The organism is Streptomyces diversicolor (assembly GCF_057537855.1).
Genome location: NZ_BAAJXA010000014.1, coordinates 121,550 through 145,797 on the forward strand (window position 1 = coordinate 121,550; position 24,248 = coordinate 145,797).

Genomic DNA, 24,248 nt, shown 5'->3' on the forward strand with positions numbered 1-24,248 from the left:
GAAACGTGCAGGTCATGACGGTGCTGAGGAGGTGCCGGCGGCGCTCGGCCCCGGCCCTGTGGGCACCCTGTGAAACCGGGCGGTAACCGTCGTGACGTAAGTTCTCGCACATCTCGCCCGATTGCTCTTCCCCCAGGTGAAACACGTGTGATTAGGTGAGCCGCGCCACGAAGGGGATGTGGCGTATGTGCAACGCCAGGGGTAGGGCCGCGGACGGCCCGGGGAGGGCACCACCATGCGATCGGTTCGCATGCGGATTCTCGTGACGCTGCTCGTACTGGCGGTCGTGGGAGTGGGCGGCTGGCAACTGCTGCCGTCGCAAGGGGACAAGAACAAGTCCATCACGGTCGGTACGACGGACGCCGTCACCTCGCTCGACCCGGCAGGCGCCTACGACGCCGGCTCCTGGGCCCTGTTCAGCAACGTCTTCCAATCGCTGCTGACGTTCGAACCAGGCGGCGTACAGCCCGTGCCGGACGCGGCGCAGAGCTGCGCGTTCAAGGGCAGCGACCTGAAGACGTACCGGTGCACGCTGCGCGACGGGATCGTCTTCCCGAGCGGCCGGGTGCTGACGGCCGAAGACGTCAAGTACTCCTTCGACCGGGTCAAGAAGATCAACTCCGATGTCGGTCCCGCGTCGCTGTTCTCCACCCTGGGCTCGGTGAGCGCCGACAGCGCCACCACCGTCACCTTCCACCTGGCCTCGCCCGACGCCACCTTCCCGTTCAAGGTCGCCACCGGCGCCGGCGCGATCGTCGACAAGGACAAGTACCCGGCGGACAGCCTGCGCACCGGCTCCGGGGCCGACGGCACCGGCCCCTACCGGCTGACCGCGTACACAAAGGACCAGCGTGCCGTCCTCGCGCCGAACAGCCACTACAAGGGCAACCTGAACGGCACCGGCAAGCCCATCGAACTGCGGTACTACGCCGACTCGCAGGCCCTCGACAAGGCGTGGCAGGGCAAACAGATCGACGTGGCCACCCGCACCCTGCCGCCGAAGGTGCTGTCCGGGCTCAATTCGAGCGACCCGAACCAGCGCGTCACCGAGTCCGACAGCGCCGAGACCCGCAACCTGTACCTCAACACCCGCGCGGGCTCGCCGCTGCACGACGCGCGTGTGCGCCAGGCCATGGCCTGGCTGGTCAACCGCGAAGAACTCGCCGCCACCGTGTACGAGGGCACCGTCGACCCGCTGTACTCGCTGATCCCGACCGGACTGACCGGCCACACCACGTCGTTCTTCGACACCTACCCGAGGCAGAGCACCGCGAAGGCGAGAGAACTGCTCACCGAGGCCGGGGTGACCCTGCCGGTGCGCTTCACCTTCGGCTACGGCAAGGGCCGCGGCGCGGGCGCCGAGGAGTCCGCCGCGCTGAAGAAGCAGCTGGAGGCGGGCGGCCTGTTCGAGGTGGACGTCAAGGGGTACGAGTGGACCGACTTCCAAAAGCGCTGGGCCGCCGGGAAGATGGACGCCTGGGCGGTCGGCTGGGTCGCCGACTACCCCGACCCTGACACCTTCGGCTCCCCGCTCGTCGGCACCGGCTCCACCATGAGCACCGGCTACACCAACAAGGCGGTCGACACCCTCATCCAGGCGAGCCAGCAGTACGCCGACCGCAGCCGGGTCGCCCAGGACTTCCGTGACGTGCAGGCGCACATCGCCACCGACGTGCCGCTGATCCCGCTGTGGCAGCGCAAGGAGTACGTGGTCAGCAGCGAGGACGTCGGCGGCGGCCAGTACCTCTCGGACGGCACCGGCGTGTTCCGGCTCTGGCAGCTGAACTGGATCTGACCCTCACGGCGCCACGGGCGCCCGGCACGGCAGCGTGACCGTCACGGCCAGCCCCTGACCAGGGGCCGTCCGTACCGCCACCTGCCCGCCGTGCGCCCGCACCACGCCCTGCACGATCGCCATCCCCAGACCGCTGCCCGCTCCGCCGCCCGCGCGGAAGAACCGGTCGAAGATGCGCGTCGCGTCCTCCTCGGCCAGCCCCGGGCCCTCGTCGGCGACACACAGCCGCACCAGCCCGTCCGCCCGCTCCACGCCCAGCCGCACCGGCACGCCGGCCGGCGTGTGCGTACGGACGTTGGCCACCAGGTTGCCCAGCACCTGGCGCAGCCCCGACTCGTCGGCGCGCACCAGCACGGAGCCGTCCGCGGCCACGGTCACCGGACGGTCCGGCTGCTGGGCCCGCAGGTCCTGCGCCGCGTCCCGCACCAGCCGGCTCACGTCCACGTTCCGCAGCCGCAGTTCGGGCCGCTGGTCGAGGCGGGCCAGGGTGAGCAGTTCGTCGACCAGCCGCCCCATCCGGTCCACCTCGCCGTTCATCCGGTCCCAGGCACGCTTGCGCTCTTCGGGCTCGCGCAGCATGCCCTTCTCGTAGAGCTGGAGGTAGCCGCGTATCGCCGACAGCGGGGTGCGCAGCTCGTGCGAGGCGTCGGCGACGAAACGGCGCAGCTGGGCCGCGCTGTGCTCGCGCGTGCGGTACGCCGACTCCACCTGGTGCAGCATAGAGTTGAGGGCGAGCCGCAGCTGCTCCACCTCCTGGGTGGTCTCCCGGCTGGAGGGCACCCGGCGGGCGAGGTCGCCCTCCGCGATCGCCGAGGACGTCTCCACCATGTCCTCCAGCGGCCGCATCCGGCGCCGCACATTGAACAGGGTCAGACAGGCCAGCAGCGCCAGCAGCAGCGTGCCCATGGCCACATCGAGCCTGAGCGCCTTGGCTATGCCCTTGTGCAGGGCGTCGGTCGAGTTGGCGAGCAGGACGTAGTTGCCGTCGGCGAGCCGGACGCCGATCGCCCGGTACGAGGCGTCGGCGACGGTGATCTCGCGCGGCTCGGGCAGGGCGGCGAGCGGGGCCGGGCCGCCGATCGCGTCGGCCAGCGCACGCTGGCTCTCGGTGGGCGGGAACCCGGCGAGGGGCAGCACCCCGCCCTGGGCGTCGACGACCGTGAACAGCGAGTCCGGGCGGGGCCGCTCGCTCATCGGGGGCCGCACGAACCGGTCCCGGATGACGGCCAGTACGGCCAGCGAGTCGATCTGCCGCAGCGTCACACGGGAGTCGGCGAGCGTCCGGCGGGACTTGTCCAGCTCGGCGTCGACCTGCTGGAGCAGATAGTGCCGCATGCCCATCAGGCTCACCGCGGTGGCCGCGGCGATGCCGAGGGCCAGCAGCAGGACGTTGGCGAGGGTCAGTTTGCCGCGCAGGGAGCGCATGCCGCGGGAGGGGCGGCACCTGGTGCCCAGCGGTCCGAGCCGGGTCCGCTGTGCTTCCCCGCTCCCCGAGGAGGCACGGGAAAGCACCGGCTTGCGGCTGCGCCGAGCGAGGGCGGCCGCCCACGCCGGGGCGGCCGGCCGACGGCGCATCACGGCCCCTTCCGCGGGGCGCCAAGACCGTATCCGACACCGCGCCGGGTGGTGATCACCGGCGGCCCCAGGGTGTCCAGTTTGCGGCGCAGATAGCTGATGTAGGTCTCGACGACGGTCGACTCGGCCGGGGTGTGCTCGTACTGCCAGACGTGCCGCAGCAGCTGCTCCTTGGGCACGATCCGGCCGCCGTTGCGCACCAGGAAACGCAGCAGCGCGTACTCGGTGGGGGTCAGCTCGACCGTGCGGCCCGCGCGGCGCACCGAGTACGTCGTCTCGTCCAGCTCCAGATCGCCGTAGCGCAGCGGCGGGCGCTGCGGGACGAGGTCGGCGGGCCGGGTGCGGCGCAGCACGGCGCCGATCCGGGCGACCACCTCGTCGATGTTGAACGGCTTGGTGATGTAGTCGTCGCCGAAGCCGAGGGCGCCGACGATCTCCGCGGGCGAGTCCCGTGCGGTGAGGAAGACCAGCGCAAGATCGGGCCGACGGGCGCGCAGCTCACGGCCCAGCGCGCGGCCGTCCCCGTCGGGCAGCATGACGTCGAGCAGGGCCACGTCGGGCCGGGTGCGCCCGGCCGCGGCAAGCGCCTCGCGGACGGTGCCCGCGATCATCACCTCGAAGCCGTGGTAGCGCAGGGCGATGGCGAGGACGTCCGCGATGCTCGGCTCGTCCTCCACGACCAGCACGGTGCCTGGAGCCGTCGTCATGCCCCCAGTATCGGCGGGACCACTGACAGCCGGGCTCGTTCGCCCTTTGGAGTTCCTTGAGAGTCATGGGCGCGTCGTGTGCACGCGCGGGTGCCGGCGCCAATCTGTTGCCCAGGACCTGGGGGACCGACCGACCGAAACAGTGAAGGAGCCTTGAACGTGGCGGCATTGGCACGGTGGTGCTTTCGGCACCGGCTGGTGGTCCTGCTGGTGTGGGTGGGGGCGCTCGGCGGGCTGGGCTTTTCGGCCTCGACGGCGGGCACGGACTACGCGAACGTGTTCTCCCTCCCCAACACGGACTCCAAGCGCGCGTACGACCTGATGGAGCGGGCCTTCCCGGAGACGTCCGGCGACACCGACACAGTGGTGTGGAAGACCGGCACGGGCACGGTACGGGACCAGGACGTACGGTCCCGGATCGAACCCGCACTGGAGAAGATCGCCGGGATGGACGGCGTCGGAGCCGTCACCGGCCCCTACACCGGGGAGCGGGGCGCCGCGCAGATCAGCCGCGACGGACGGATCGCGTACGCGCAGATCACCTTCACCGAGCGCGCCCAGTCCGTGCCCAAGGAACTGGTGCAGGACGTCGTCGACACCGCGCAGGGCGTGGAACACGACGGACTCCAGGTGGAGTTGGGCGGGCAGGCGATCCAGCGGGTGCAGGAGCCGCCGACCGGCCTCGCCGAGCTGGTCGGGATCATCGCGGCGGCCGTCGTGCTCTTCCTTGCCTTCGGCTCGCTGTTCGGGATGCTGCTGCCCATCGGCGTCGCCGTCTTCGGCGTCGGCACCGGACTGTTCTCCACCCAGCTGCTCAGCCATGTCACCGACGTCCCCGATCTGGCCCCGCTCCTTGCGACCCTGATCGGGCTGGGCGTCGGCATCGACTACGCGCTGTTCATCGTCACCCGGCACCGGCGCGGCATCCTGCGCGGCACCGACCCCGAGGAGTCCGCGGTCACCGCCCTGAACACCTCGGGCCGCGCGGTGCTGTTCGCGGGCGGCACGGTGTGCATCGCGCTGGCGGGCATGCTGGTGACCAACCTGCGCTTCCTGGACGGCGTGGTGATCGGCACCTCGCTGACGGTCGTGCTGAGCGTGCTCGCCGCGACGACGCTGCTGCCGGCGTTCCTCGGCTTCCTCGGCCCGCGGGTGCTCAGCCGCCGCCAGCGCCGCCGCCTCGCCGAGCGCGGGCCCGAGCCGGAGCGGGCCAGCGGGCTCGCCGCCCGCTGGTCGGGCGGGGTGCAGCGGCGCCCCCGTACGGTCGCCGCGCTCGCGGTGGTCGTCATGGCCGTGCTCGCCCTGCCCGTGCTGTCGCTGCGGCTCGGCGCCACCGACCAGGGCAACGACGAGGCGTCCACGACGACCAGGAAGGCGTACGACCTGCTCGCGGAGGGCTTCGGCCCCGGCTTCAACGGGCCACTCCAGGTGGTCGCCTCAGGAGGCGACACCAAGGCCCTGGTCGAGGGCATCGAGACGACCTCGGGGGTGGCCCGGGCGGTCGCACTGCCGCCCGCGCGGGGCGTCACCGTCATCCAGGTCGTGCCGACCACCTCGCCGCAGTCGAAGGAGACGGACGACCTCATCGACACCCTGCGGGACCGGGTGATCCCCCAGGCGGGCGCGCAGGCCCATGTCGGCGGGGTCACCGCGGTCTCCAAGGACTTCGCGTCGGTCACCGGCGACCGGCTGCCGTACTTCGTCGCGACCATCATCGGCCTGGGCTTCCTGCTGCTGCTGATCGCCTTCCGCTCCCTGGTGGTGCCGCTGACGGCCGCGGTGATGAACCTGTTCGCGGCGGCGGCATCCTTCGGTGTCCTGGTCGCGGTCTTCCAGTGGGGCTGGGGCCTGGACCTGCTGGGCCTCGGCAAGGAAGGCCCGATCAACGCGTTCCTGCCGGTCATCATGCTGTCCCTGCTCTTCGGCCTGTCCATGGACTACCAGGTGTTCCTGGTCAGCCGGATGCACGAGGAATGGGTGCACACCAAGGACAACGCGCGCGCGGTGCGCGTCGGCCTGGCCGAGACCAGCCGGGTGATCAACTCGGCGGCCCTGATCATGGTGTGCGTCTTCCTGGCCTTCGTGCTCAGCGGCGACTCGGGGGCGGCGATGGCGGGCGTGGGGCTCGCCGCCGCGGTCGCCCTGGACGCGTTCATCCTGCGCACGGCCCTGGTGCCGGCGGTGATGCATCTGCTGGGCCGGTCGAACTGGTGGCTGCCGCGGTGGCTGGACGAGCGGCTGCCGCACCTGGCGGTGGAGCCGGCCGACGACGGGCCGCCGGCCGCCGAGCCGCCCGCGGCCGACGGCCCGGCGTCGGTCGTGCACGGCTTCATCCGCTCCGTCGACGGCGACCCGGTGCGGGGCGCGACCGTGACGCTGATGTCCAAGGGCGGCCGCCAGCTCGACCGCGTCGACTCGCTGGCCGACGGCTCGTACATCGTGGCGGTCCCCGGTCCCGGCACCTACCTCCTCGCGGCGACCTCCGCCTCGCACGGCACCCGCGCACGGCATGTCGTCGTCGACGGCGGCCCGCTGGTGTACGACGTGGAACTGGCGGACGACGAGGTGGACGCGGTCAGCTGACCACCGGCTGCTGCCCGGCCCCGCGCGCGGATGGTGGGCCCTTGGGGGGCCGGCCCTCTCGCGGGGCCGGGCAGGAAGCGGCCGAACTCCTCAGGTACGTCGCGCGAGTTCCGGCCGCTTCGAGTAGTCCGTGAACCCGAGGACGTTCCCCCACGGGTCGGCGAACTCCACGGTCCAGCCGGTGGCCACGGCGAACGGCTCGTCGAGCGTCCCGATCCCGGCGTCGGCGAGCGCGCGCGCCGCCACGCGCGCGTTCGGCACCTCAAGCCAGATCCGTGGCGAGGGCCACGGCGGCGGCCGGTGACCGAACTCCTCCTCGGTCCGCAGCAGGATGCCCGGAGTCTCGCCGCCGACGTGCAGCAGCGCGATCCCGCCCTCGTCGAACCGGAACCCGACGGCGAACCCGGCCCGCTCGTAGAACCCGACGGCCTCACCGAGATCCCCGACGGGCACCAGCACATTGTCAAAACCGAGCAGCTCGTACGACTCTTCGTCTGACATGTCGTCACATTAGCGAGCCGGGATCACCCACCCCTCGGGACCGGCCCGGTGGCCCGCACCGTGATCACTCGATGAGGCGAGACGTCCGACGTTCCGCCTGGGCAGTCCGAACGAGCAGGCGGGACTCTGGCGCATGGAGGCACCCACGAGCGAAGCGTCCGAGACCGAGGCGGAGACGCAGACGGAGGCCGAGCGGATCACCCGCTGGCCGATCCCGCCGGTTACGGGCGCCGGCGCCGAATCTCCCGTGGGGGCCGCGGGCAAGCCGAAGGCCCCGTCCCGGTGCGGAACCGGATACGGGGCCCTCGGGCTACGGCGGAGACCAGGTCGACGGAGACCGGGTCAGAAGCGGCGGGTGATCAGGGCTCGTTTTACCTCCTGGATCGCCTTTGTCACCTCGATGCCGCGTGGGCAGGCGTCCGTGCAGTTGAAGGTGGTGCGGCAGCGCCAGACGCCGTCGCGGTCGTTCAGGATCTCCAGCCGCTGCTCGCCGGCCTCGTCACGCGAGTCGAAGATGAAGCGGTGCGCGTTGACGATCGCCGCCGGGCCGAAGTACTGGCCGTCGTTCCAGAACACCGGGCACGAGGACGTGCACGCGGCGCACAGGATGCACTTCGTGGTGTCGTCGAAGCGGGCGCGGTCCTCGGCGGACTGCAGCCGCTCGCGCGTCGGCTCGTTCGTGTCCTTCGTCACGAGGAAGGGCATCACGTCCCGGTACGCCTGGAAGAACGGCTCCATGTCCACGATCAGGTCCTTGAGGACCGTGAGGCCCTTGATGGGCTCGACCGTGATCGGCTTCTCGGGGTTGATGTCCTTGATCAGCGTCTTGCAGGCGAGGCGGTTCTTGCCGTTGATCCGCATCGCGTCCGAGCCGCAGATGCCGTGCGCGCAGGAGCGGCGGAAGGTGAGTGTGCCGTCCACGTCCCACTTGATCTTGTGCAGGCCGTCGAGGACCCGCTCCTTCGGGTCGATCTCCAGCTGGAAGTCCTCCCACGTGGACTCCGCCGAGACCTCCGGGTTGAAGCGGCGGATGCGGAAGGTGACCGTGATGTAGGGAGAGGACGCGGCCTCCGCCTCCACCTTGTCCAGAACAGGGGTTGCCATCAGTACTTACGCTCCATCGGCTGGTAGCGGGTCTGGACGACCGGCTTGTAGTCGAGACGGACGGACTCGGTGCCGTCGTCGCCCACCTCGCGGTACGCCATGGTGTGGCGCATGAAGTTGACGTCGTCGCGGTTCGGGTAGTCCTCGCGGTAGTGACCGCCGCGGGACTCCTTGCGGGCCAGCGCGGACACCGCCATGACCTCGGCGAGATCCAGCAGGTTGCCCAGCTCGACGGCCTCCAGCAGATCCGTGTTGAACCGCTTGCCCTTGTCCTGGATCGCCACGTTCTTGTAGCGCTCGCGCAGCTCCGCGATCTTCTCGACCGCCGTCTTGATGGTCTGCTCGGTGCGGAACACCATGACGTTGGCGTCCATGGTCTCCTGCAGCTCGCGGCGCAGGGTCGCCACCCGCTCGGTGCCTGTGGACGTACGCAGCCGCTCGATCTGCTCGATGACCAGGGACTCCGGGTTCTCCGGCAGCTCGACGAAGTCGGCCTTCTGGCTGTACTCCGCCGCCGCGATGCCCGCCCGGCGGCCGAACACATTGATGTCCAGCAGGGAGTTGGTGCCCAGGCGGTTGGCGCCGTGCACCGACACGCAGGCCACCTCGCCGGCCGCGTACAGGCCCGGCACGACGGTGGTGTTGTCCGCCAGGACCTCGCCCTCGACGTTCGTCGGGATGCCGCCCATCGCGTAGTGCGCGGTCGGCTGGATCGGGATCGGGTCGGTGTACGGCTCGATGCCCAGGTAGGTGCGGGCGAACTCCGTGATGTCGGGCAGCTTGGCGTCCAGCTGCTCCGGCGGCAGGTGCGTCAGGTCGAGGTAGACGTGGTCGCCCTCGGGACCGCAGCCGCGGCCCTCGCGGATCTCCGTGTAGATGGAGCGGGAGACGACGTCACGGGACGCCAGGTCCTTCATCACCGGCGCGTACTTCTCCATGAAGCGCTCGCCGTCCTTGTTGCGCAGGATGCCGCCCTCACCGCGGGCGCCCTCGGTGAGCAGGATGCCCATGCGCCAGATGCCGGTCGGGTGGAACTGGAAGAACTCCATGTCCTCCAGCGGCAGACCGCGCCGGTAGACCGCCGCCTGGCCGTCACCGGTCAGGGTGTGCGCGTTCGACGTCACCTTGAAGAACTTGCCGCAGCCGCCGGACGCGTAGATCACGGCCTTCGCCTGGAAGATGTGGATCTCACCGGTCGCCAGCTCGTACGCGACCACGCCTGCCGACCTCTTGATGCCGTCGACCTCGGTGATCAGCTGGTCCAGGACGTAGAACTCGTTGAAGAACTCCACGCCCTCCTTGACGCAGTTCTGGTACAGCGTCTGGAGGATCATGTGGCCGGTGCGGTCGGCCGCGTAGCAGGACCGGCGGACCGGGGCCTCGCCGTGGTTGCGGGAGTGACCGCCGAAGCGGCGCTGGTCGATGGTGCCGTTCGGGGTGCGGTTGAACGGCAGGCCCATCTTCTCCAGGTCGAGGACGGAGTCGATGGCCTCCTTCGCCAGGATCTCCGCGGCGTCCTGGTCGACGAGGTAGTCACCGCCCTTGACCGTGTCGAAGGTGTGCCACTCCCAGTTGTCCTCCTCCACGTTGGCGAGCGCGGCGGCCATGCCGCCCTGCGCGGCGCCCGTGTGGGAGCGGGTGGGGTAGAGCTTGGTCAGGACCGCGGTGCGGCTGCGCTTCGTCGCCTCGATGGCCGCGCGCATACCGGCGCCACCGGCGCCGACGATGACGGTGTCGTACTTGTGGATCTTCATCAGTGGAATACCTCGGTCCCGGGCCTAGCGGATGTTCGGGTCGAAGGTGAAGATCACCAGCGTGCCCAGCAGGATGGTGAACACCGTGGCGGTGTAGAGCAGGCCCTTGAGCCACAGCCGGGTGTTCGCGCGTTCCGCGTAGTCGTTGATGATCGTGCGCAGACCGTTCGCACCGTGCAGCATCGCGAGCCACAGCATGGCGAGGTCCCAGACCTGCCAGAACGGGTTGGCCCAGCGGCCCGCCACGAAGGCGAAGCCGATCTTGGAGACGCCGCCGTCCAGGAACAGCTGGATCAGCAGGTGGCCGAGGACCAGGACGACCAGCACGATGCCGGACAGGCGCATGAACAGCCAGGCGGCCATCTCGAAGTTGCCCCGGGTGCTGCGCGGGGTCTTCCTGGTGCGCCGGCGCGGCGCCTCGATGAGCGGCGCGGGGTTGTCCACGCCGTACAGGGCCTCGCCCTCGACGGGGCCGATCCCGGAAGCGGTGGTTTCAGTGGTGGACATCGGCGTCAGCTCCCGAACAGGACACGAGCGGCGTGGCCGAGGACCGGGTAGATCGAGCCGGCCATCAGGACGACCCAGACGCCGACGACGGTCCACAGCATCTGCTTCTGGTAGCGCGGGCCCTTCGACCAGAAGTCGACGGCGATGACGCGCAGGCCGTTGAGCGCGTGGAAGAGGATCGCGGCGACGAGGCCGTACTCCAGCAGCGCGACGATCGGCGTCTTGTACGTGGCTACGACCTTGTCGTAGTCCTCGGGGGAGACACGCACGAGAGCGGTGTCCAGCACGTGAACGAACAGGAAGAAGAAGATGAGGACGCCGGTGACTCGGTGAGCCACCCAGGACCACATTCCTTCCCGGCCGCGGTACAGCGTTCCAGCCGGCACGGAAGAACCCTCCGGGAGCGGGGACTGAGGGCCGCGCCGGCTTCGGTGTCGGTCGGGCCCGGCCGGGTACGGTCCACCGGCCCTAAGCATCGTAGCGGGGTGCCTGCGGCGCTCAGCGGGGGGTCTTGACTGTGTGATCAAACTGGCACCGGACGGATGAGCTGGGTGGGGCGGCCAGGGGGGTGGGGGGTGCGGTGTCGTGCCGGGTGCGGGTAGGTCGTGGCTGGTCGCGCAGTTCCCCGCGCCCCTTCGGGGGCTGTCGGTGTTGTGGATTGGGTGGCGGTTAGGGGGGTGGGGGGTACTGGGGGGTGCCGGGTGCGGGTGCGTTGTGGTTTCTCGCGCAGTTCCCCGCGCCCCTTCGGGGCGCAGCCGGGGTTTCGGGGATCGGTTGTGCACGTCCGTTGTGGCTGGTCGCGCGGTTCCCCGCGCCCCTTCGGGGGCGCGCTGCCGGGTCAGGTGCTCAGGTGGGTGGTCAGGCGGGCTCTTGCCAGGTGGCGTAGTTGGTCTGCGGTCACCGCTCGTTCCTCGTCGGGGTCGTTCGTCAGGCGGGAGCGGATGCCTTCGAGGGTGCGGTCCAGGGCCTCTCCGGGCGGGGTGCCGCCGAGGTGGATGACGAACACGTGTCCGAAGCGGGCCTCGTAGGCGGCGTGCGCGGCGCTGAGGGCCGTGTGGGCCGCGGAGTACGTGTCCTCCGGCAGCGGCGGCAGGGTCTCGCCGGCCAGGGCCTCGGCCAGCTCGGCCGGGGTCAGGTCGTACGCCGCCTCGTCCGCCGCGGCCAGCAGGGCGTCCAGGTCGGGATAGGGGCGGTGGGCGGCGACGCGCTGGGCCCAGCGCGGGCTGCGCAGGCAGGCGAGAAGTGCCTCGCGGGCCTCGTCGGCGGTCGCGGCGTTGAATCCCGCCAGTCCACCGGAGACGGGCGGGACGCGGGTCTGCTCGGGGAGCGCCGGTATGGTCACTCGGTCCAGGGACCCGGACGGGTACGGGAGACGGTGCGCAGGCAGCGTGGGTCCTCGCGTCACATGTGGGGCGGCAGCGGATGCTGTGAGAGATGTGCGGTCACGTTATCGAGAGCGGTCATGGCGTGTCCGACGGACGCCCGAATTTCACCCGGACGGCGGAGTTTCGGAACCGTTCGTGGACGCACGGCTTCGGCATTGGCCTTAGCTTGGCGGTGTGAGTCAGCACAGGCGCCGCACGCCGGCGCAGCCGGTCAGGCGGCGCGCGACGGTCGTCGGCGCGTTCGTCGGCACCGTCGCCCTCGGTGTCGGACTGGGCGTCTGGGCCGCCGCGGACGGCGGCGGTGCGGCGCGGCCCACCGCGACCGCGCGGCAGTCCGCGGGCGGCACCGCGGTGGGCACGGCCCCCGGTTCGGCAGGACCGAGCCAGGCGAGCCCGTCACCCAGCCGTTCCTACCCGCTGTCCCAGGCGCCCCGCACCATTCCCGCCGTGCGCTCGCACACCCCCGAGCGCGGCCCCGGCTGGCATCCGGCCGGCGGTGAGCGGGTCGTGGTGGGTGCCCCGGCCCTGGCCGACGAGGGCCGCCTGATAGCCGGTGAGCTGGGCCTGACCTACGCGGGCGAGCGGCGCGACCGGCGCGCCGGTGATCTGCGGCTTGAGCTGAGCGGCGACAAGGCCGCGAACCCGGAGTCGTACACCATGACCGTGCGCGGCGGCGCCGTGACCATCAGCGGGCCCGCCGACACCGGCGTCTTCTACGGCACCCGCACCCTCAAGCAGGAGGTCCACGGCGGCGGCACCGCCCCGGAGGGCGTGGTGCGCGACGAGCCCGCCAAGCCGCGGCGCGGCTTCGTGCTGGACATAGCGCGCAAGCCGTACAGCGAGTCCTGGATAGAGGACCGGATCCGCGAGCTGGCGGACCTGAAGTTCAACGAACTGGGCCTGCACTTCTCCGACGACCAGGGGTTCCGGATCGAGTCCAGGACCCACCCCGAGATCGTCTCCGCGGACCATCTCACCCAGGCGCAGGTCAAGCGGATCGTCGATCTCGCGGCCGGCCGGCACATCGCCGTCGTCCCCGAGATCGACTCGCCCGGACACCTGGGCGCGGTCATCGCCGCCCACCCCGATCTTCAGCTGCGCAACGCGCAGGGCGTCGCCGCGCGCGGTGCCGTCGACATCTCCAAGCCCGCGGCGGCCCGCGTCGTCGACGACCTGCTGGGCGAGTTCACCGGCGTGTTCCCGGGCTCGTACTGGCATCTGGGCGGCGACGAGTACCGCGCGCTCGCGGTCTCCGATCCGGCCGGCTCCTACCCGCAGCTGGCCGCCGCCGCCCGGAAGGCGTACGGCTCCGGCGGTACCGTCGCCGACCTGGCGACCGGCTGGCTCAACGCACGCGCCGACACCGTTCGCGCCCACGCCCGCACGATGCGGGCCTGGAACGACGGCTTCTACCGGGGGACCTCCGTGCAGCCCGCCAAGGACCTGGAGGTCGCCTACTGGACGGGCAAGGAGATCGGCGCCCGGCCGCCGGCCGACTACCTGGGCGCGGGACGCAAGGTCGTCAACTACAACGACGAGTTCCTGTACTACGTCCTCGGCCAGCCGCAGACCTTCGTCTACCCCACCGGGCAGCGGATCTACGAACAGTGGAACCCCCGGGTGCTGCGCGGCACCACGGCCGTGCCCGCCCGCTACGACGGACAGATCCTCGGCGGCTCCTTCGCCGTCTGGGGCGACGTGCCGAACGCCCAGACCCAGGACCAGGTGGCGGCCGGGATCCGGATGCCGCTGCGGGCCACCGCGCAGAAGCTGTGGGACCCGGGCCGACCCGCCCTGCCCTGGGCCGGCTTCCAGAAGCTGGCCGACCGGCTGCGCTGACCCGCGCGCAGGGCGTCCGCCGACCCCGACGGCATGGCCGAAAACTCCTCTTCCGCCTGCTCGACCTGCTGGGCGTGCCCACCCCTGTGACACTCCGGCGCCCTCCCGCGCGCTGGATCGCTGCGTACCCCTGCTGGGCGGCGACGACGAGGTACTGCGTCCGCTGTGGGGCAGCCTCGCGGACGGCGGCGACTGGGGTGAGCGCCTGGAGCGGGCGCGCGCCGCGCTCGGCCCGCGGGACCCGGCCGAGGACGAGGCCGCCCGACTCGCCCGCCGGATGCTCGACGCGGCCCCGGCCGAGCGCGCCGGAGCCGCCGTACGGGTGTGGGCCGACGCCTGCTCGGTCGCCGCGCTGCGCGTGCACCGGCTCCTCGAACCCGCCGAGAGCGACCGCGGCGGCCCGCGCCGACGGCCCCTGGGCGCCGTGCGCGCCGCGGGAACGGCGGGCGCGGGTCGTACGGAGGGCGTGTCGCCGCTGGTCGCCGCCGAGCTGCGGCGCCAGGTCAGCGTCCTGGAACTGCTCGCCGGGCACGGGGCGGGCGGGCTGCGGCGGGCGATGGACGTGACGACCGAGGGGCGCCGGGTGCTGGGCGCGGTGGTCTCGCGCCGGGCCCGCGGCCGGGCCTGAGCCCGCTGGGCGGCGGCAGCGGGCGGACCGTGCCGCCGGGCCGGTGCTGTGACCGTCGTGCGGGGGAGGTGGGGCGGTCCTGCGCCGGTTGTGGATCCGGCCCGGATCCGTGTGACGAAAGCCACGCCTGTCTCGCTCTTGAGTATGTGACAGCGCAGCAGGTGACAGCACAGCAGCAGACCAGGCCGCAGGCCGCGGCCAAGCCCGTGCGATGGGCGGCGGACGTCGTGGCGACGATGCGCGAGGGCGCGCGGGTACGGCTCGACTACTCGGCGCAGAGCCTGTGGCGGGTGGACCGGATGATCGACGACATACGCCGCGAAGGCGCGCCGTACGCAGCCGTGCAGGACGTACTGCGCGGGTTCGGCGCCTACGCCGGCGAGGTGATCGTCCGGCAGACCGGCGCCGAGTGGTGGGCGAGCGGCGGCGACCACTGGATCCGCACGCCCGACGGCCGGTTGTGGGATCCCGTCGACGAGGCGCGGCGCTGCTTCACCGGGCACGGCTCGCTGCGGCTGCTGTGCCGGGACGCGACGGTGTCGGTGCCCTGACCGCCGCCCCGGACGCGGCCGGTGCGGCCCGCGCGGACGCCCGGCGGGGCGCCCGCCGCGGCCGGGCGCGGCCGTGCCTGTGACACATCTGTGCACCGCGGCGCTGATCATCGTGGGGATGCGGGTCGCCGTGTCACACGATGCCGGCGCGCTGCGTGGACGAGCAGCGGCACGAGCACGGGCACGGCTCGTACGGACGAGGACGGTTCTTGGGCCAGGGAGGGGAACGTCGCCGCCTGCAGGCGTACGACGGCGAGCTGGGCGCGGCCGTCGCGCGGGCCCAGGACGGCGACGAGACCGCCTTCGCCGCGGCCTACCGGATGGTGCAGCCGGGTCTGCTCGGCTATCTCCGCGGCCTCGTCGGCGACGACGCGGAGGACGTGGCCTCCGACGCCTGGCTGGAGATCGCCCGGGACCTGGGCCGGTTCAAAGGCGACGGCGCCGGGTTCCGCGGCTGGACCGCGACCATCGCCCGGCACCGGGCCCTGGACCATCTGCGCAGACAGCGGGTGCGGCCCCGGGCCACCGGACTGGAACAGGACGTACTGGAACTGCCCGGACCGCACAGCACGCACGACCAGGCGCTGGAGTCCATCTCCACCGAACGCGCCCTCGCCCTGGTCCGGAATCTGCCGCGCGACCAGGCCGAGGCCGTGCTGCTGCGGGTCGTCGTCGGGCTCGACGGCCCGGCCGCCGCGCGCGTCCTCGGCAAGCGTCCCGGCGCGGTGCGCACGGCCGCGTACCGCGGGCTGAAACGTCTCGCCCGGCAACTGGGCGGCGGGCCGCCGGCGGACGGCGGCGCGCACGGCGGTGTGACGCAAGAGGGCCCCGGCACGCTGGGGGATGCGACATGAACGGCGGCCGGGCGCGGCACGTACGGAACCGGTGGGGCCGGTGGAACGGGCGGGGCCCGGCGGCCCCGCGGTGTGACGGAGCGGACGGCTCCGGTGGAGTGGACGGACCGGGCGGACCGGGCTAGGACGGGGAACGGACATGGGTGAACGGCACAGCGACGACGGGCCGCCCGGCCGTCGGCGCGCGCGCCCCGCCGACGCCGCGCCCGGCCCACAGCCGCCCGACCCGGCCCCGGCGGGTGCTGGCGTTGACGTGCCGGGCATGTCGCCGCCCGACCCGGACTCGGCGGGTGTTGGTGTTGGGGTGCCGGGTGTGTGGTCGGCTGATGTGGACTCGGCGCGCCCCGCCGACGCCGTGCCCGGCCCACAGCCGCCCGACTCGGACCCGGCGGGCCGTGGTGTTGCCGTGCCGGGCATGTCGCCGGTCGATTCGGGCTCGGCGGGTGCTGGTGTTGGCGTGCCGGGTGTGTGGTCGGCTGATGTGGACTCGGCGGGTGCTGGTGTTGCCATGGCCGGCCTGCGGTCGGCCCACCCGGACCCTGCGCGCTCCGGCGTTGGCGTGCCCGGCCCGTGGTCGGTCGGTTCGGACCCGGTGCTTCAGGCGCGGTTCGGCAGGGCGCTCCGGCGGGACGGCGCCGGTCTTGACCCGGAGGGCGAGCGGCGGGCCGTGGCCGCGTTCCGCGCCGCGCGGGACACCGGGGCGCACCGGGCGCGGACCCGGTGCCGGGACGACTGGCGGGCGGGCGGGACACGGCGCGCCCGGTTCTCGGTGAAGGCATCGCTGTCCGTGTTCCTCGCGAGCGTCGCGCTGGGCGGCCTCACCGTCGCGGCGATCGCCTCGGCCGGGTCCCCTGCGCACCACGGCGAGCCCGGCGGCAGCACCCCGCGCCCGACGACGGAGACCCACGAACGGCCGGGCTCCCCACCGACACCGTCCGCCCCCCGGCCCGCCACGGGCTCCGGCGCCACGGGCCCGGCGCCCACGGGGCCCGCGCCCACGGGGCCCGCTCCCGCGGACCCGGCGGCCACCGGGTCCGCGGCGGCCCGCATCCGCCCGGACCGCCCGGCCACGGCCAAGGACACCCTCGCCCACTGCCGTGCGTACGAGCAGGTCACGGACCGGGGCAAGGCGCTGGACGCGACGGCCTGGCAGCGGCTCGTCACGGCCGCGGGCGGAGCGGACAAGGTGGCCGCGTACTGCGCAGCCCACCCCTCGACGACGCCGACACCGACCGGGAACCCCGCCCCGCACAAGTGACCCCATGGGTGGGCACACCACGCCCGGTCCGTCGACCCGGACACGGGAGAGCCGCTCGGGGCGCTGTCCGACGAGCAGGCCGCGCACGCTGTCAAGCTGATGGAGTCGGCGGGGGTGAGGGTCGACTACCGCTCGGCGCCGGACGCGCCGCACGTCCTGCACGAACTCGACCCGGCGCGGTACGCACAGCTCCTCCACGACTGGGTGAGCACGCTGCCGGTCAGCTGACCCTCAGTGCCCGTACCTTCCCAGTTCACAGCGGTGGGTGCCGGTGAGACGGCCGGGGCCGCCACCCCCCACAGGAGAGGCCCCGGCCGTCGCGCGGTACGGGCCGCGCGGCGGCCCGTACTTCCTTCAGCGCCATGGGTGCGTTTTGTGTCACACCCGTCCGCGTCACGAGCAGGTTGCATCGTGTACGAACGTGGACGGGAGCGGTTTCAGGCCGTAACGTGCCTTTCGCGCCGAGGCGCGGGGGACGCGCGACCATCGCAACCACCTGTGACCTCGAACACCGCAACCATCAATTGAGGAACCACGACGGCGAGGACCACGTCCGCGAGAGCGGCGCCGGTTGAGGCGCGAAGTAGGGACACCACGGGTGCTGGGGGACGACGCGGAGTTGACCGCCGCGGTGCGCGCGGCACAGGGCGGGGACGAGACCGCGTTCCGGACCGTCTACCGCGCGGTGCATCCGCGGCTGCTGGGGTACGTACGGACGCTGGTCGGCGATCCGGACGCCGAGGACGTCGCGTCCGAGGCGTGGCTGCAGATAGCCCGCGACCTGGAACGCTTCAGCGGTGACGCGGACCGCTTCCGCGGCTGGGCCGCCCGTATCGCCCGCAACCGCGCCCTCGACCACATACGCATGCGCGGCCGGCGCCCCGTGATCGGTGGCGACGAGACCGAACTGACCGCCCGGGCCGCCGAGTCGGACACCGCGGGGGAGGCCATCGAGGCCCTGGCCACCAACAGCGCCCTGTCCCTGATCGCGCGGCTGCCGCAGGACCAGGCCGAGGCGGTCGTCCTGCGCGTGGTCGTCGGCCTCGACGCCAAGACCGCCGCCGAAACGCTCGGCAAACGCGCGGGCGCCGTCCGCACCGCCGCGCACCGCGGTCTCAAACGGCTCGCCGAACTGCTCGCCGAGGATCCGGAATCAGCCGGCCGGCTCGACGCCCTGCCGAACCAGCGAGAACCGCGCGGCCGCGCGGTGACGTCCGCCACTGTGACGCATATGCGTTCGCGGACGCAGAAGGACATGTGATGGCCGACGAGCAGTACAAGTGGCTGAACCGGGAAACGGCGGAACGCCTGCTGCGCGGTGAACCACTCGAAGCCGTCGACGCGTCCGCCCGCGGACAGGCCGAACGACTCGCCGGGGCACTGGGCGCGCTGTCCGTGGAGGCCACCCCGGCCGGGGCCGAACTCCCCGGTGAGGAGGGTGCGCTCGCGGCTTTCCGGAAGGCCCGCGAGGCCGCCGCCGATCAGGCCGCCGCGGCGCACGGCGAGCGTTCGCAGCCGCGACGCGACGGCGCGGCGGCCCGGCCGTCCGACGCGGGTCTCATCCGCATCGGCGCACGCCCGGCCCCCGCCCGCGGCCGTACCCGCCGGGCCCGCCCCGTGCGTCTGGCGCTCGCCGCCGCACTGGCCGTGGGCGCCGTCGGCGGGGTCGCGGTGGCCGCCGGAGCCGGGGTCCTGCCGGTGCCCTTCGGCGGCGACGATCCCGGGCCCGCCGCCTCCGTCACCGCCGCCGGTACGCCCGGACGACCGCTCGCCTCGCCGTCCGCGCAGTCCGCACAGGGCGGTACGTCGGGCCCGTCAGCGCCGAGCGCCCCCACGGGCGGCGCCCCCGACACCGGCTCCGCGGGCGAGAGCCCCGGCACCGATCCGGACCGGGGCGGCGCCACCGGGTCCGCCGACCCCGCCGGGCGGGCCCCCCGGCCGTGGAAGGGCGCGCCCGCGGCCTGCCGTGACCTCCGCGACGGCAAGGAACTCGGTCCCGGCCGCGAGCGCCGCCTGGAGCAGACGGCGGGCGGCCCCGCGCGCGTGTGGACGTACTGCAAGGGCGTCCTGGCGAGCACCGAGGGCAACCAGGGAAACCAGGGCAGCCAGGGCGAGGCACACGGGAAGTCCGACGACGGCAAGGACGAGCAGTCCGGCCAGGGCGATCAAGACGACCAGGGCGACCAGGGCGACCGGGGCGACCGGGGCGGTCGACACGGCCACGGCGACCGGGACCACCGCGGCGGTGCCAACAGCGGCAACGGCCGCACCTCCCACGAGGACCGCGGCAACGACCACCGCCGGGACGGCGGGACCACGTCCGTCCCCTCCGCTTTCGCCCCGCAGCGGCCCGACTGCCCCGCGCAGTCCCCGGACCCCGCGCCGAGCCCCACGTACACCGCGCTCTGACGTCGCCCCGACCCGAGGCTGTGACCTGCGTCTTCACCGCGCGGGAGCGGTCGCGCGGGTCCGGTGTGACGTTTTCGGCGGCGGTGACGCAGTACAGAGTGAGCCGACTGGTCATCGGCCGTCGCACCGAGCCGGGGTTCCCCCCGTACCCAGGGCTCGTGCACCTTGGCGCGGGCGGGATCCGTTCCCCCGGTCCCGCCCGCGCCCCGTCCCGGTGAGCGGAACGCCCGGACCGAGTGAAACGCCTCAGCGAGCGGAACGCCTCACCAGGAGACGACGACTTTGTCGCCCGTCCGCACCTGCGCGAACAGCGCCGCGATCGCCGCCTCGTCGCGCACGTTGACACAGCCGTGCGAGCCGCCCGCGTAACCCCGCGCCGCGAAGTCGTAGGAGTAGTGCACCGCTTGACCGCCGCTGAAGAACAGGGCGTACGGCATCGGGGAGTCGTAGAGCGTCGACACATGGTGCCGTGACTTCCAGTAGATGCGGAACACACCCTCACGGGTCGGGGTGTACTGCGAGCCGAACCGCACCGCCATCGTCGACACCGTGCGGCCGTCGATCATCCAGCGCAGCGTCCGGCTGGTCTTGTCGATGCACAGCACCCGGCCCGTCAGACAGCGCGGGTCGGGTGCGGCGGCCGGCTGACCGCCCATCAGATACAGGTCCCACTTGCCCGGCCGGCGCGTCATGCCGAGCAGCCGCTGCCAGGTGACGGTGTCCATGCGCCCGGTCCGCGGCAGCCCGCGCTTGCCCTGGAAGCCCCTGACCGCCTCCTCCGTCAGGTCGTCGTACGTCCCCGTCGGCCCGTCGGACAGCCAGGCGACCTGGCGCAGCCTGGCCTGCAGCGCGCGCACGCCCTGGCCGGTGTCGCCACGGGACCACAGGACGCGGGGCGCCGCCGGCGCCGGCCGGGCCGTGGTCGGACCGCCGCCGGGAGCGGACCGGTCCGGCGTCCGGGTGCCCGGCAGCCGGATGTGCACCGGCGAGCGGTTCTTCCCGTCCGCGTCCGCGGGCTGCACGGTGCACCCGCAGAGCACGGTGAGCGCGGTGAGCGCGGCGGCCGAGGCGAGCGCGGCGGGCCGCCCTGCGATCCGTTCGATCCCCCTGAACCTCATGCCGGGATGTTTCCCCGGGTGACCGCCGCCGAACTAGGGGGCATGGTGGGGAGTAGTCGACGTACTGCGGAGGCACCCCATGGCGCGTGAGTCGGAGTCCGGACTGCCCGTCGAGCCGGTCTACGGGCCCGCCGCGCTGGAGGGCTGGGACCCGGCCGAGCGGCTGGGCGAGCCCGGTGCGTACCCCTTCACCCGGGGCGTGTACCCGACGATGTACACCGGGCGTCCCTGGACGATGCGTCAGTACGCGGGCTTCGGTACGGCCGCCGAGTCCAACGCCCGCTACCGGCAGCTGATCGCCCACGGCACCACCGGCCTGTCCGTCGCCTTCGACCTGCCCACCCAGATGGGCCACGACTCCGACGCGCCGATCGCGCACGGCGAGGTCGGCCGGGTCGGCGTGGCGATCGACTCGATCGAGGACATGCGGGTCCTGTTCGGCGGGATCCCGCTCGGCGAGGTCTCCACCTCCATGACGATCAACGCCCCCGCCGCGCTGCTGTTGCTGCTGTACCAGCTGGTCGCCGAGGAACAGGGCGTCCCCGCCGAGCGGCTGGCCGGCACCGTCCAGAACGACGTCCTCAAGGAGTACATCGCGCGGGGTACCTACATCTTCCCGCCGCGGCCGTCGCTGCGGCTGACCGCGGACATCTTCCGCTACTGCCGCGCCGAGCTGCCCCGCTGGAACACCATCTCGGTCTCCGGCTACCACATGGCCGAGGCCGGCGCCTCCCCCGTGCAGGAGATCGCCTTCACACTCGCCGACGCCATCGCCTATGTGCGGGCCGCGACGGCGGCGGGCATGGACGTCGACGACTTCGCACCCCGCCTGTCGTTCTTCTTCGTCGCCCGGACCACCTTGCTGGAGGAGGTCGCCAAGTTCCGTGCCGCGCGCCGGATCTGGGCGCGGGTGATGCGGCAGGAGTTCGGGGCGCGCGACCCGCGGTCCATGATGCTGCGGTTCCACACCCAGACCGCCGGGGTACAGCTGACGGCGCAGCAGCCGGAGGTGAACCTGGTCCGGGTCACGGTCCAGGCGCTGGCCGCGGTGCTGGGCGGCACCCAGTCGCTGCACACCAACGCCTTCGACGAGGCGATCGCGCTGCCCACGGACACCTCCGCACGGCTGGCGCTGCGTACCCAGCAGGTACTCGCCCATGAGACGGACGTGACCGCGACCGTGGACCCCTTCGCCGGCTCGTACGCCATCGAGCGCATGACCGACGACCTGGAAGCGGCCGCCGTGGAGCTGATGCGCAAGGTCGAGGACCTGGGCGGCGCGGTCGCGGCGATCGAAACCGGCTTCCAGAAACGCGAGATCGAACGCAACGCCTACCGCATCGCCCAGGAGACCGACACCGGCACCCGGACCGTCGTCGGCGTCAACAAGTTCCGCCTCGACGAGGAACAACCCTACGAACCCCTCCGCGTCGACCCCGCCATCGAGACGCGGCAGGCCGAGCGGCTCGCGGCGCTGCGGGCCGGGCGGGACCGGGGCGCGGTGGACTCGGCGCTGGCCGCGCTGCGGAAGGCGGCCGTGGGCGAGGACAACGTCCTGTACCCGATGAAGGAGGCGCTGCGGGCACGGGCGACGGTCGGCGAGGTGTGCGACGCGCTGCGGGAGGTGTGGGGTACGTACGCCCCCTCGGACGCCTGGTGAGACCCACCGGAGCGGGGGGCCGACCAGGGGTTGGGCAAGCGGCGGACGGGGATGTCGTACCCCCGTGCGAGACTCCCTTCCATGTTCGGTGTCATCGATTTCCCCACCTATCTGGCAGGGCTCGTCCTGATCGTCCTGCTGCCCGGCCCCAACTCCCTGTACGTGCTCTCGGTGGCCGCCCGCCGCGGGGTCCGGTCGGGGTACACCGCCGCGGCGGGGGTCTGGTGCGGGGACATCGTGCTGATGACGCTGTCCGCCGCGGGGGTCGCCTCGCTGCTCAAGGCGAACGCCGTGCTCTTCGGCATCGTGAAGTACGCGGGCGCCGGCTATCTGACCTGGCTGGCCATCGGGATGCTGCGGGCCGCGTGGGGCATGTGGCGGACCCGGCGGGAACAGACCGCGCCCAAGGCGGTGCCGGCTCCGGCCGCCGCGGAGCGGCCGTTCCGTCGCGCCCTGGTCGTCAGCCTCTTCAACCCGAAGGCGATCCTGTTCTTCGTCGCCTTCTTCGTCCAGTTCGTCGACCCGGGCTACGCCTACCCGGCCCTGTCCTTCGTCGTCCTCGGCGCCTTCGCCCAGCTGGCCAGCGTGCTCTACCTCAGCGCGCTGATATTCGGCGGCACGAAGCTGTCGGCCGCCTTCCGCCGCCGCAGACGCCTGTCGGCCACGGCAACCTCAGCAGCAGGCGCCCTGTTCCTGGGCTTCGCAGCAAAACTCTCCCTGGCAAGCAACTGAGCACTCCCCGCGAGAGCCCGACGACCGCGACGACACCGTGCCCTTGGTCGGCGGCCCAGCAGTGTGGCTGACCTCGGGCCACGGCGTCGGACTTCTAGGAGGCGGCGGGGGTGGGGGGCGACGGGGTGTTTCGGGGGGTGGCCGTCTTTTTGAGGTGGGGGGCGAGGGGGCGCTCCACGTAGCGGTGGATCAGCCAGGCGAGGCCCAGCATGCCGAGCACCGTGACCGTGAGCGTCGGCCACGGCGGCAGGCCGAGGCCGCGGTGCAGCACCCGGATGACACACCAGCCCAGGTGCTCATGGACCAGGTAGAAGGGGTACGTCAGCACGCCCGCCGTGGTCAGCCAGGGCCACGAGGCCCACCGCGTCCAGCCCAGCGCGACGGCCGCGACCGCGGCGAAGCCCAGCGTCAGCACCAGCAGGATCACATACGGGCTGCGGTGGAAGTCGCCGGCGGCGCCCGGACGCCACAGCCCGGTCGTCACGGTCTCCTGGCCGAGCAGCCAGGAGACGCCCACGATGCCCCACAGGGTCGGGTTCCCGCCGCACCGGTGGATCAGATACAGCGCGAGCCCGCCGACGAAGAACGGCGCGTGCTCGGGCATGACCAACTGGGCGGCCGGCGCGTTGCCGGCGCCCTTGCAGATCACCGCGGCCAGCGTCCACACGCAGCAGAACAGCACCACCCGCCGGTAGGTGACGCCCCGCAGCACCACGCACACCGCGAACAGGGCGTAGAAGCGGACCTCGGCCCACAGCGTCCAGCACACGCCCAGCACCCGGGGCACACCCGTCGGCATCTGGAACATCGTCAGGTTGACCAGGACCTGGTCGAGGCGCAGCGGATGCAGCGCGGCGGGCACGACGAAGGCGGCGCCGGTGACCAGGAGCACGGCCGCCCAGTACGCCGGGTAGAGGCGGGCGACGCGGGACCTGAAGAAGTCGCCCGGGCCGCGGCCCCAGCTGCTCATGCAGATCACGAAGCCGCTGATGACGAAGAAGAACTGCACGCCGAGACAGCCGTAGACGGCCGCCGTGGCGAGGTCGGGGAAGACCCGGGCCGGCGACTGCCCCCAGGAGCGGGAGATGTCGCCGCCGCGTCCGGCGAAGTGGTAGAGGCAGACCATCAGCGCGGCCAGCAGACGCAGCCCGTCCAGGGCGGGCAGCCGCTCCCGCCGGCCGGCGGCGCCGGGAGCGGGAGCCGGACCCGCGGCGGGCGCGGGGGCGTGGGCGGGGGGAGAGGGAACGGAGGCGAGGGTGGAGGATGTAGCTGCCACGTGCGGCACGCC

At 72.6% G+C, this 24,248-nt stretch carries 21 protein-coding genes; 11 read left to right on the forward strand and 10 right to left on the reverse strand.

What is annotated here, in order from left to right; translation table 11 throughout:
* Window positions 1-250: 250 nt before the first annotated feature.
* Window positions 251-1,795, forward strand: a complete 1,545-nt coding sequence (locus AC27LF_RS18550; RefSeq protein ID WP_479657118.1) for an ABC transporter substrate-binding protein — start codon at window positions 251-253, stop codon at window positions 1,793-1,795.
* A 3-nt stretch (window positions 1,796-1,798) separates the two neighbouring features.
* Here the strand turns inward: AC27LF_RS18550 and AC27LF_RS18555 are convergent, their stop codons facing one another.
* Window positions 1,799-3,220 (reverse strand): sensor histidine kinase, encoded by a 1,422-nt coding sequence (locus tag AC27LF_RS18555; protein WP_479657198.1) that lies wholly within the window; start codon window positions 3,218-3,220, stop codon window positions 1,799-1,801.
* Between the two features lie 149 nt (window positions 3,221-3,369).
* Window positions 3,370-4,077 (reverse strand): response regulator transcription factor, encoded by a 708-nt coding sequence (locus AC27LF_RS18560; RefSeq protein WP_479657119.1) that lies wholly within the window; start codon window positions 4,075-4,077, stop codon window positions 3,370-3,372.
* Between the two features lie 168 nt (window positions 4,078-4,245).
* On the opposite strand from AC27LF_RS18560, the gene AC27LF_RS18565 reads away from it, so the two are divergent.
* Entirely contained in the window at window positions 4,246-6,660 is a 2,415-nt protein-coding gene (locus tag AC27LF_RS18565; RefSeq protein ID WP_479657199.1) for an MMPL family transporter, read from the forward strand.
* A 90-nt stretch (window positions 6,661-6,750) separates the two neighbouring features.
* On the opposite strand, the gene AC27LF_RS18570 is transcribed toward AC27LF_RS18565, so the two are convergent.
* The 6 genes from AC27LF_RS18570 to AC27LF_RS18595 all read right to left on the reverse strand — a co-directional run bounded on the left by AC27LF_RS18570 (window position 6,751) and on the right by AC27LF_RS18595 (window position 11,931).
* The gene (locus AC27LF_RS18570; RefSeq protein WP_479657120.1) at window positions 6,751-7,161 is read right to left on the reverse strand and encodes a VOC family protein; all 411 of its coding nucleotides are present in this window, start codon (window positions 7,159-7,161) and stop codon (window positions 6,751-6,753) included.
* A 342-nt stretch (window positions 7,162-7,503) separates the two neighbouring features.
* Window positions 7,504-8,265: a succinate dehydrogenase iron-sulfur subunit gene (locus AC27LF_RS18575; protein WP_479657121.1), complete on the reverse strand. Its 762-nt coding sequence runs from the start codon at window positions 8,263-8,265 to the stop codon at window positions 7,504-7,506.
* On the reverse strand, window positions 8,265-10,019 hold the full coding sequence (gene sdhA, locus AC27LF_RS18580) for a succinate dehydrogenase flavoprotein subunit (RefSeq protein WP_479657122.1): 1,755 nt from the start codon (window positions 10,017-10,019) through the stop codon (window positions 8,265-8,267). The genes AC27LF_RS18575 and sdhA overlap by 1 nt, the downstream gene beginning before the upstream one ends.
* A 24-nt stretch (window positions 10,020-10,043) precedes the next feature.
* Window positions 10,044-10,526, reverse strand: a complete 483-nt coding sequence (locus tag AC27LF_RS18585) for a succinate dehydrogenase hydrophobic membrane anchor subunit (RefSeq protein WP_479657123.1) — start codon at window positions 10,524-10,526, stop codon at window positions 10,044-10,046.
* A 5-nt stretch (window positions 10,527-10,531) separates the two neighbouring features.
* Window positions 10,532-10,912: a succinate dehydrogenase, cytochrome b556 subunit gene (gene sdhC / locus AC27LF_RS18590; RefSeq protein ID WP_351745517.1), complete on the reverse strand. Its 381-nt coding sequence runs from the start codon at window positions 10,910-10,912 to the stop codon at window positions 10,532-10,534.
* A gap of 452 nt (window positions 10,913-11,364) precedes the next feature.
* On the reverse strand, window positions 11,365-11,931 hold the full coding sequence (locus AC27LF_RS18595; protein WP_479657124.1) for a 2-oxo-4-hydroxy-4-carboxy-5-ureidoimidazoline decarboxylase: 567 nt from the start codon (window positions 11,929-11,931) through the stop codon (window positions 11,365-11,367).
* 154 nt (window positions 11,932-12,085) lie between these two features.
* Between AC27LF_RS18595 and AC27LF_RS18600 the strand changes: the two genes are divergently transcribed.
* From AC27LF_RS18600 to AC27LF_RS18630, 7 genes are all read left to right on the forward strand, one after another.
* Window positions 12,086-13,750 carry a beta-N-acetylhexosaminidase gene (locus tag AC27LF_RS18600; protein WP_479657125.1) on the forward strand — a complete coding sequence of 555 codons (1,665 nt, stop codon included), beginning with the start codon at window positions 12,086-12,088 and terminating at the stop codon, window positions 13,748-13,750.
* A 112-nt stretch (window positions 13,751-13,862) separates the two neighbouring features.
* Window positions 13,863-14,378, forward strand: coding sequence for a hypothetical protein (locus tag AC27LF_RS18605; protein WP_479657200.1), 516 nt, complete (start codon window positions 13,863-13,865; stop codon window positions 14,376-14,378).
* Between the two features lie 161 nt (window positions 14,379-14,539).
* On the forward strand, window positions 14,540-14,929 hold the full coding sequence (locus tag AC27LF_RS18610) for a hypothetical protein (RefSeq protein WP_479663597.1): 390 nt from the start codon (window positions 14,540-14,542) through the stop codon (window positions 14,927-14,929).
* 209 nt (window positions 14,930-15,138) lie between these two features.
* Window positions 15,139-15,783, forward strand: a complete 645-nt coding sequence (locus AC27LF_RS18615; protein ID WP_479657201.1) for an RNA polymerase sigma factor — start codon at window positions 15,139-15,141, stop codon at window positions 15,781-15,783.
* Window positions 15,784-16,291: 508 nt separating this feature from the next.
* Window positions 16,292-17,041, forward strand: coding sequence for a hypothetical protein (locus AC27LF_RS18620; RefSeq protein WP_479657127.1), 750 nt, complete (start codon window positions 16,292-16,294; stop codon window positions 17,039-17,041).
* 598 nt (window positions 17,042-17,639) lie between these two features.
* Window positions 17,640-18,302, forward strand: coding sequence for an RNA polymerase sigma factor (locus AC27LF_RS18625; protein ID WP_479657128.1), 663 nt, complete (start codon window positions 17,640-17,642; stop codon window positions 18,300-18,302).
* Window positions 18,302-19,450, forward strand: a complete 1,149-nt coding sequence (locus tag AC27LF_RS18630) for a hypothetical protein (protein ID WP_479657129.1) — start codon at window positions 18,302-18,304, stop codon at window positions 19,448-19,450. Before AC27LF_RS18625 ends, AC27LF_RS18630 begins: the two co-directional genes overlap by 1 nt.
* Before the next feature lie 263 nt (window positions 19,451-19,713).
* Here AC27LF_RS18630 and AC27LF_RS18635 read toward each other — a convergent pair whose 3' ends face one another.
* On the reverse strand, window positions 19,714-20,568 hold the full coding sequence (locus tag AC27LF_RS18635; RefSeq protein WP_479657130.1) for a L,D-transpeptidase family protein: 855 nt from the start codon (window positions 20,566-20,568) through the stop codon (window positions 19,714-19,716).
* A 79-nt stretch (window positions 20,569-20,647) separates the two neighbouring features.
* On the opposite strand from AC27LF_RS18635, the gene AC27LF_RS18640 reads away from it, so the two are divergent.
* Window positions 20,648-22,228, forward strand: coding sequence for an acyl-CoA mutase large subunit family protein (locus AC27LF_RS18640; RefSeq protein ID WP_479657131.1), 1,581 nt, complete (start codon window positions 20,648-20,650; stop codon window positions 22,226-22,228).
* Between the two features lie 81 nt (window positions 22,229-22,309).
* On the forward strand, window positions 22,310-22,960 hold the full coding sequence (gene leuE, locus AC27LF_RS18645; protein WP_479657132.1) for a leucine efflux protein LeuE: 651 nt from the start codon (window positions 22,310-22,312) through the stop codon (window positions 22,958-22,960).
* A 94-nt stretch (window positions 22,961-23,054) separates the two neighbouring features.
* Here leuE and AC27LF_RS18650 read toward each other — a convergent pair whose 3' ends face one another.
* Window positions 23,055-24,116, reverse strand: a complete 1,062-nt coding sequence (locus AC27LF_RS18650; RefSeq protein ID WP_479657202.1) for an acyltransferase family protein — start codon at window positions 24,114-24,116, stop codon at window positions 23,055-23,057.
* Window positions 24,117-24,248 lie beyond the last annotated feature (132 nt).

Coding starts and splice junctions, on each gene's coding strand:
- AC27LF_RS18555 (WP_479657198.1), bottom strand. CDS start 3,220: ATGCGCTCCCTGCGCGGCAAACTGACCCTCGCCAACGTCCTGCTGCTG.
- AC27LF_RS18570 (WP_479657120.1), bottom strand. CDS start 7,161: ATGTCAGACGAAGAGTCGTACGAGCTGCTCGGTTTTGACAATGTGCTG.
- sdhA (WP_479657122.1), bottom strand. CDS start 10,019: ATGAAGATCCACAAGTACGACACCGTCATCGTCGGCGCCGGTGGCGCC.
- AC27LF_RS18550 (WP_479657118.1), top strand. CDS start 251: ATGCGGATTCTCGTGACGCTGCTCGTACTGGCGGTCGTGGGAGTGGGC.
- AC27LF_RS18640 (WP_479657131.1), top strand. CDS start 20,648: ATGGCGCGTGAGTCGGAGTCCGGACTGCCCGTCGAGCCGGTCTACGGG.
- leuE (WP_479657132.1), top strand. CDS start 22,310: ATGTTCGGTGTCATCGATTTCCCCACCTATCTGGCAGGGCTCGTCCTG.
- AC27LF_RS18575 (WP_479657121.1), bottom strand. CDS start 8,265: ATGGCAACCCCTGTTCTGGACAAGGTGGAGGCGGAGGCCGCGTCCTCT.
- AC27LF_RS18630 (WP_479657129.1), top strand. CDS start 18,302: ATGGCCGACGAGCAGTACAAGTGGCTGAACCGGGAAACGGCGGAACGC.
- AC27LF_RS18635 (WP_479657130.1), bottom strand. CDS start 20,568: ATGAGGTTCAGGGGGATCGAACGGATCGCAGGGCGGCCCGCCGCGCTC.
- AC27LF_RS18560 (WP_479657119.1), bottom strand. CDS start 4,077: ATGACGACGGCTCCAGGCACCGTGCTGGTCGTGGAGGACGAGCCGAGC.
- AC27LF_RS18620 (WP_479657127.1), top strand. CDS start 16,292: ATGGCCGGCCTGCGGTCGGCCCACCCGGACCCTGCGCGCTCCGGCGTT.
- AC27LF_RS18585 (WP_479657123.1), bottom strand. CDS start 10,526: ATGTCCACCACTGAAACCACCGCTTCCGGGATCGGCCCCGTCGAGGGC.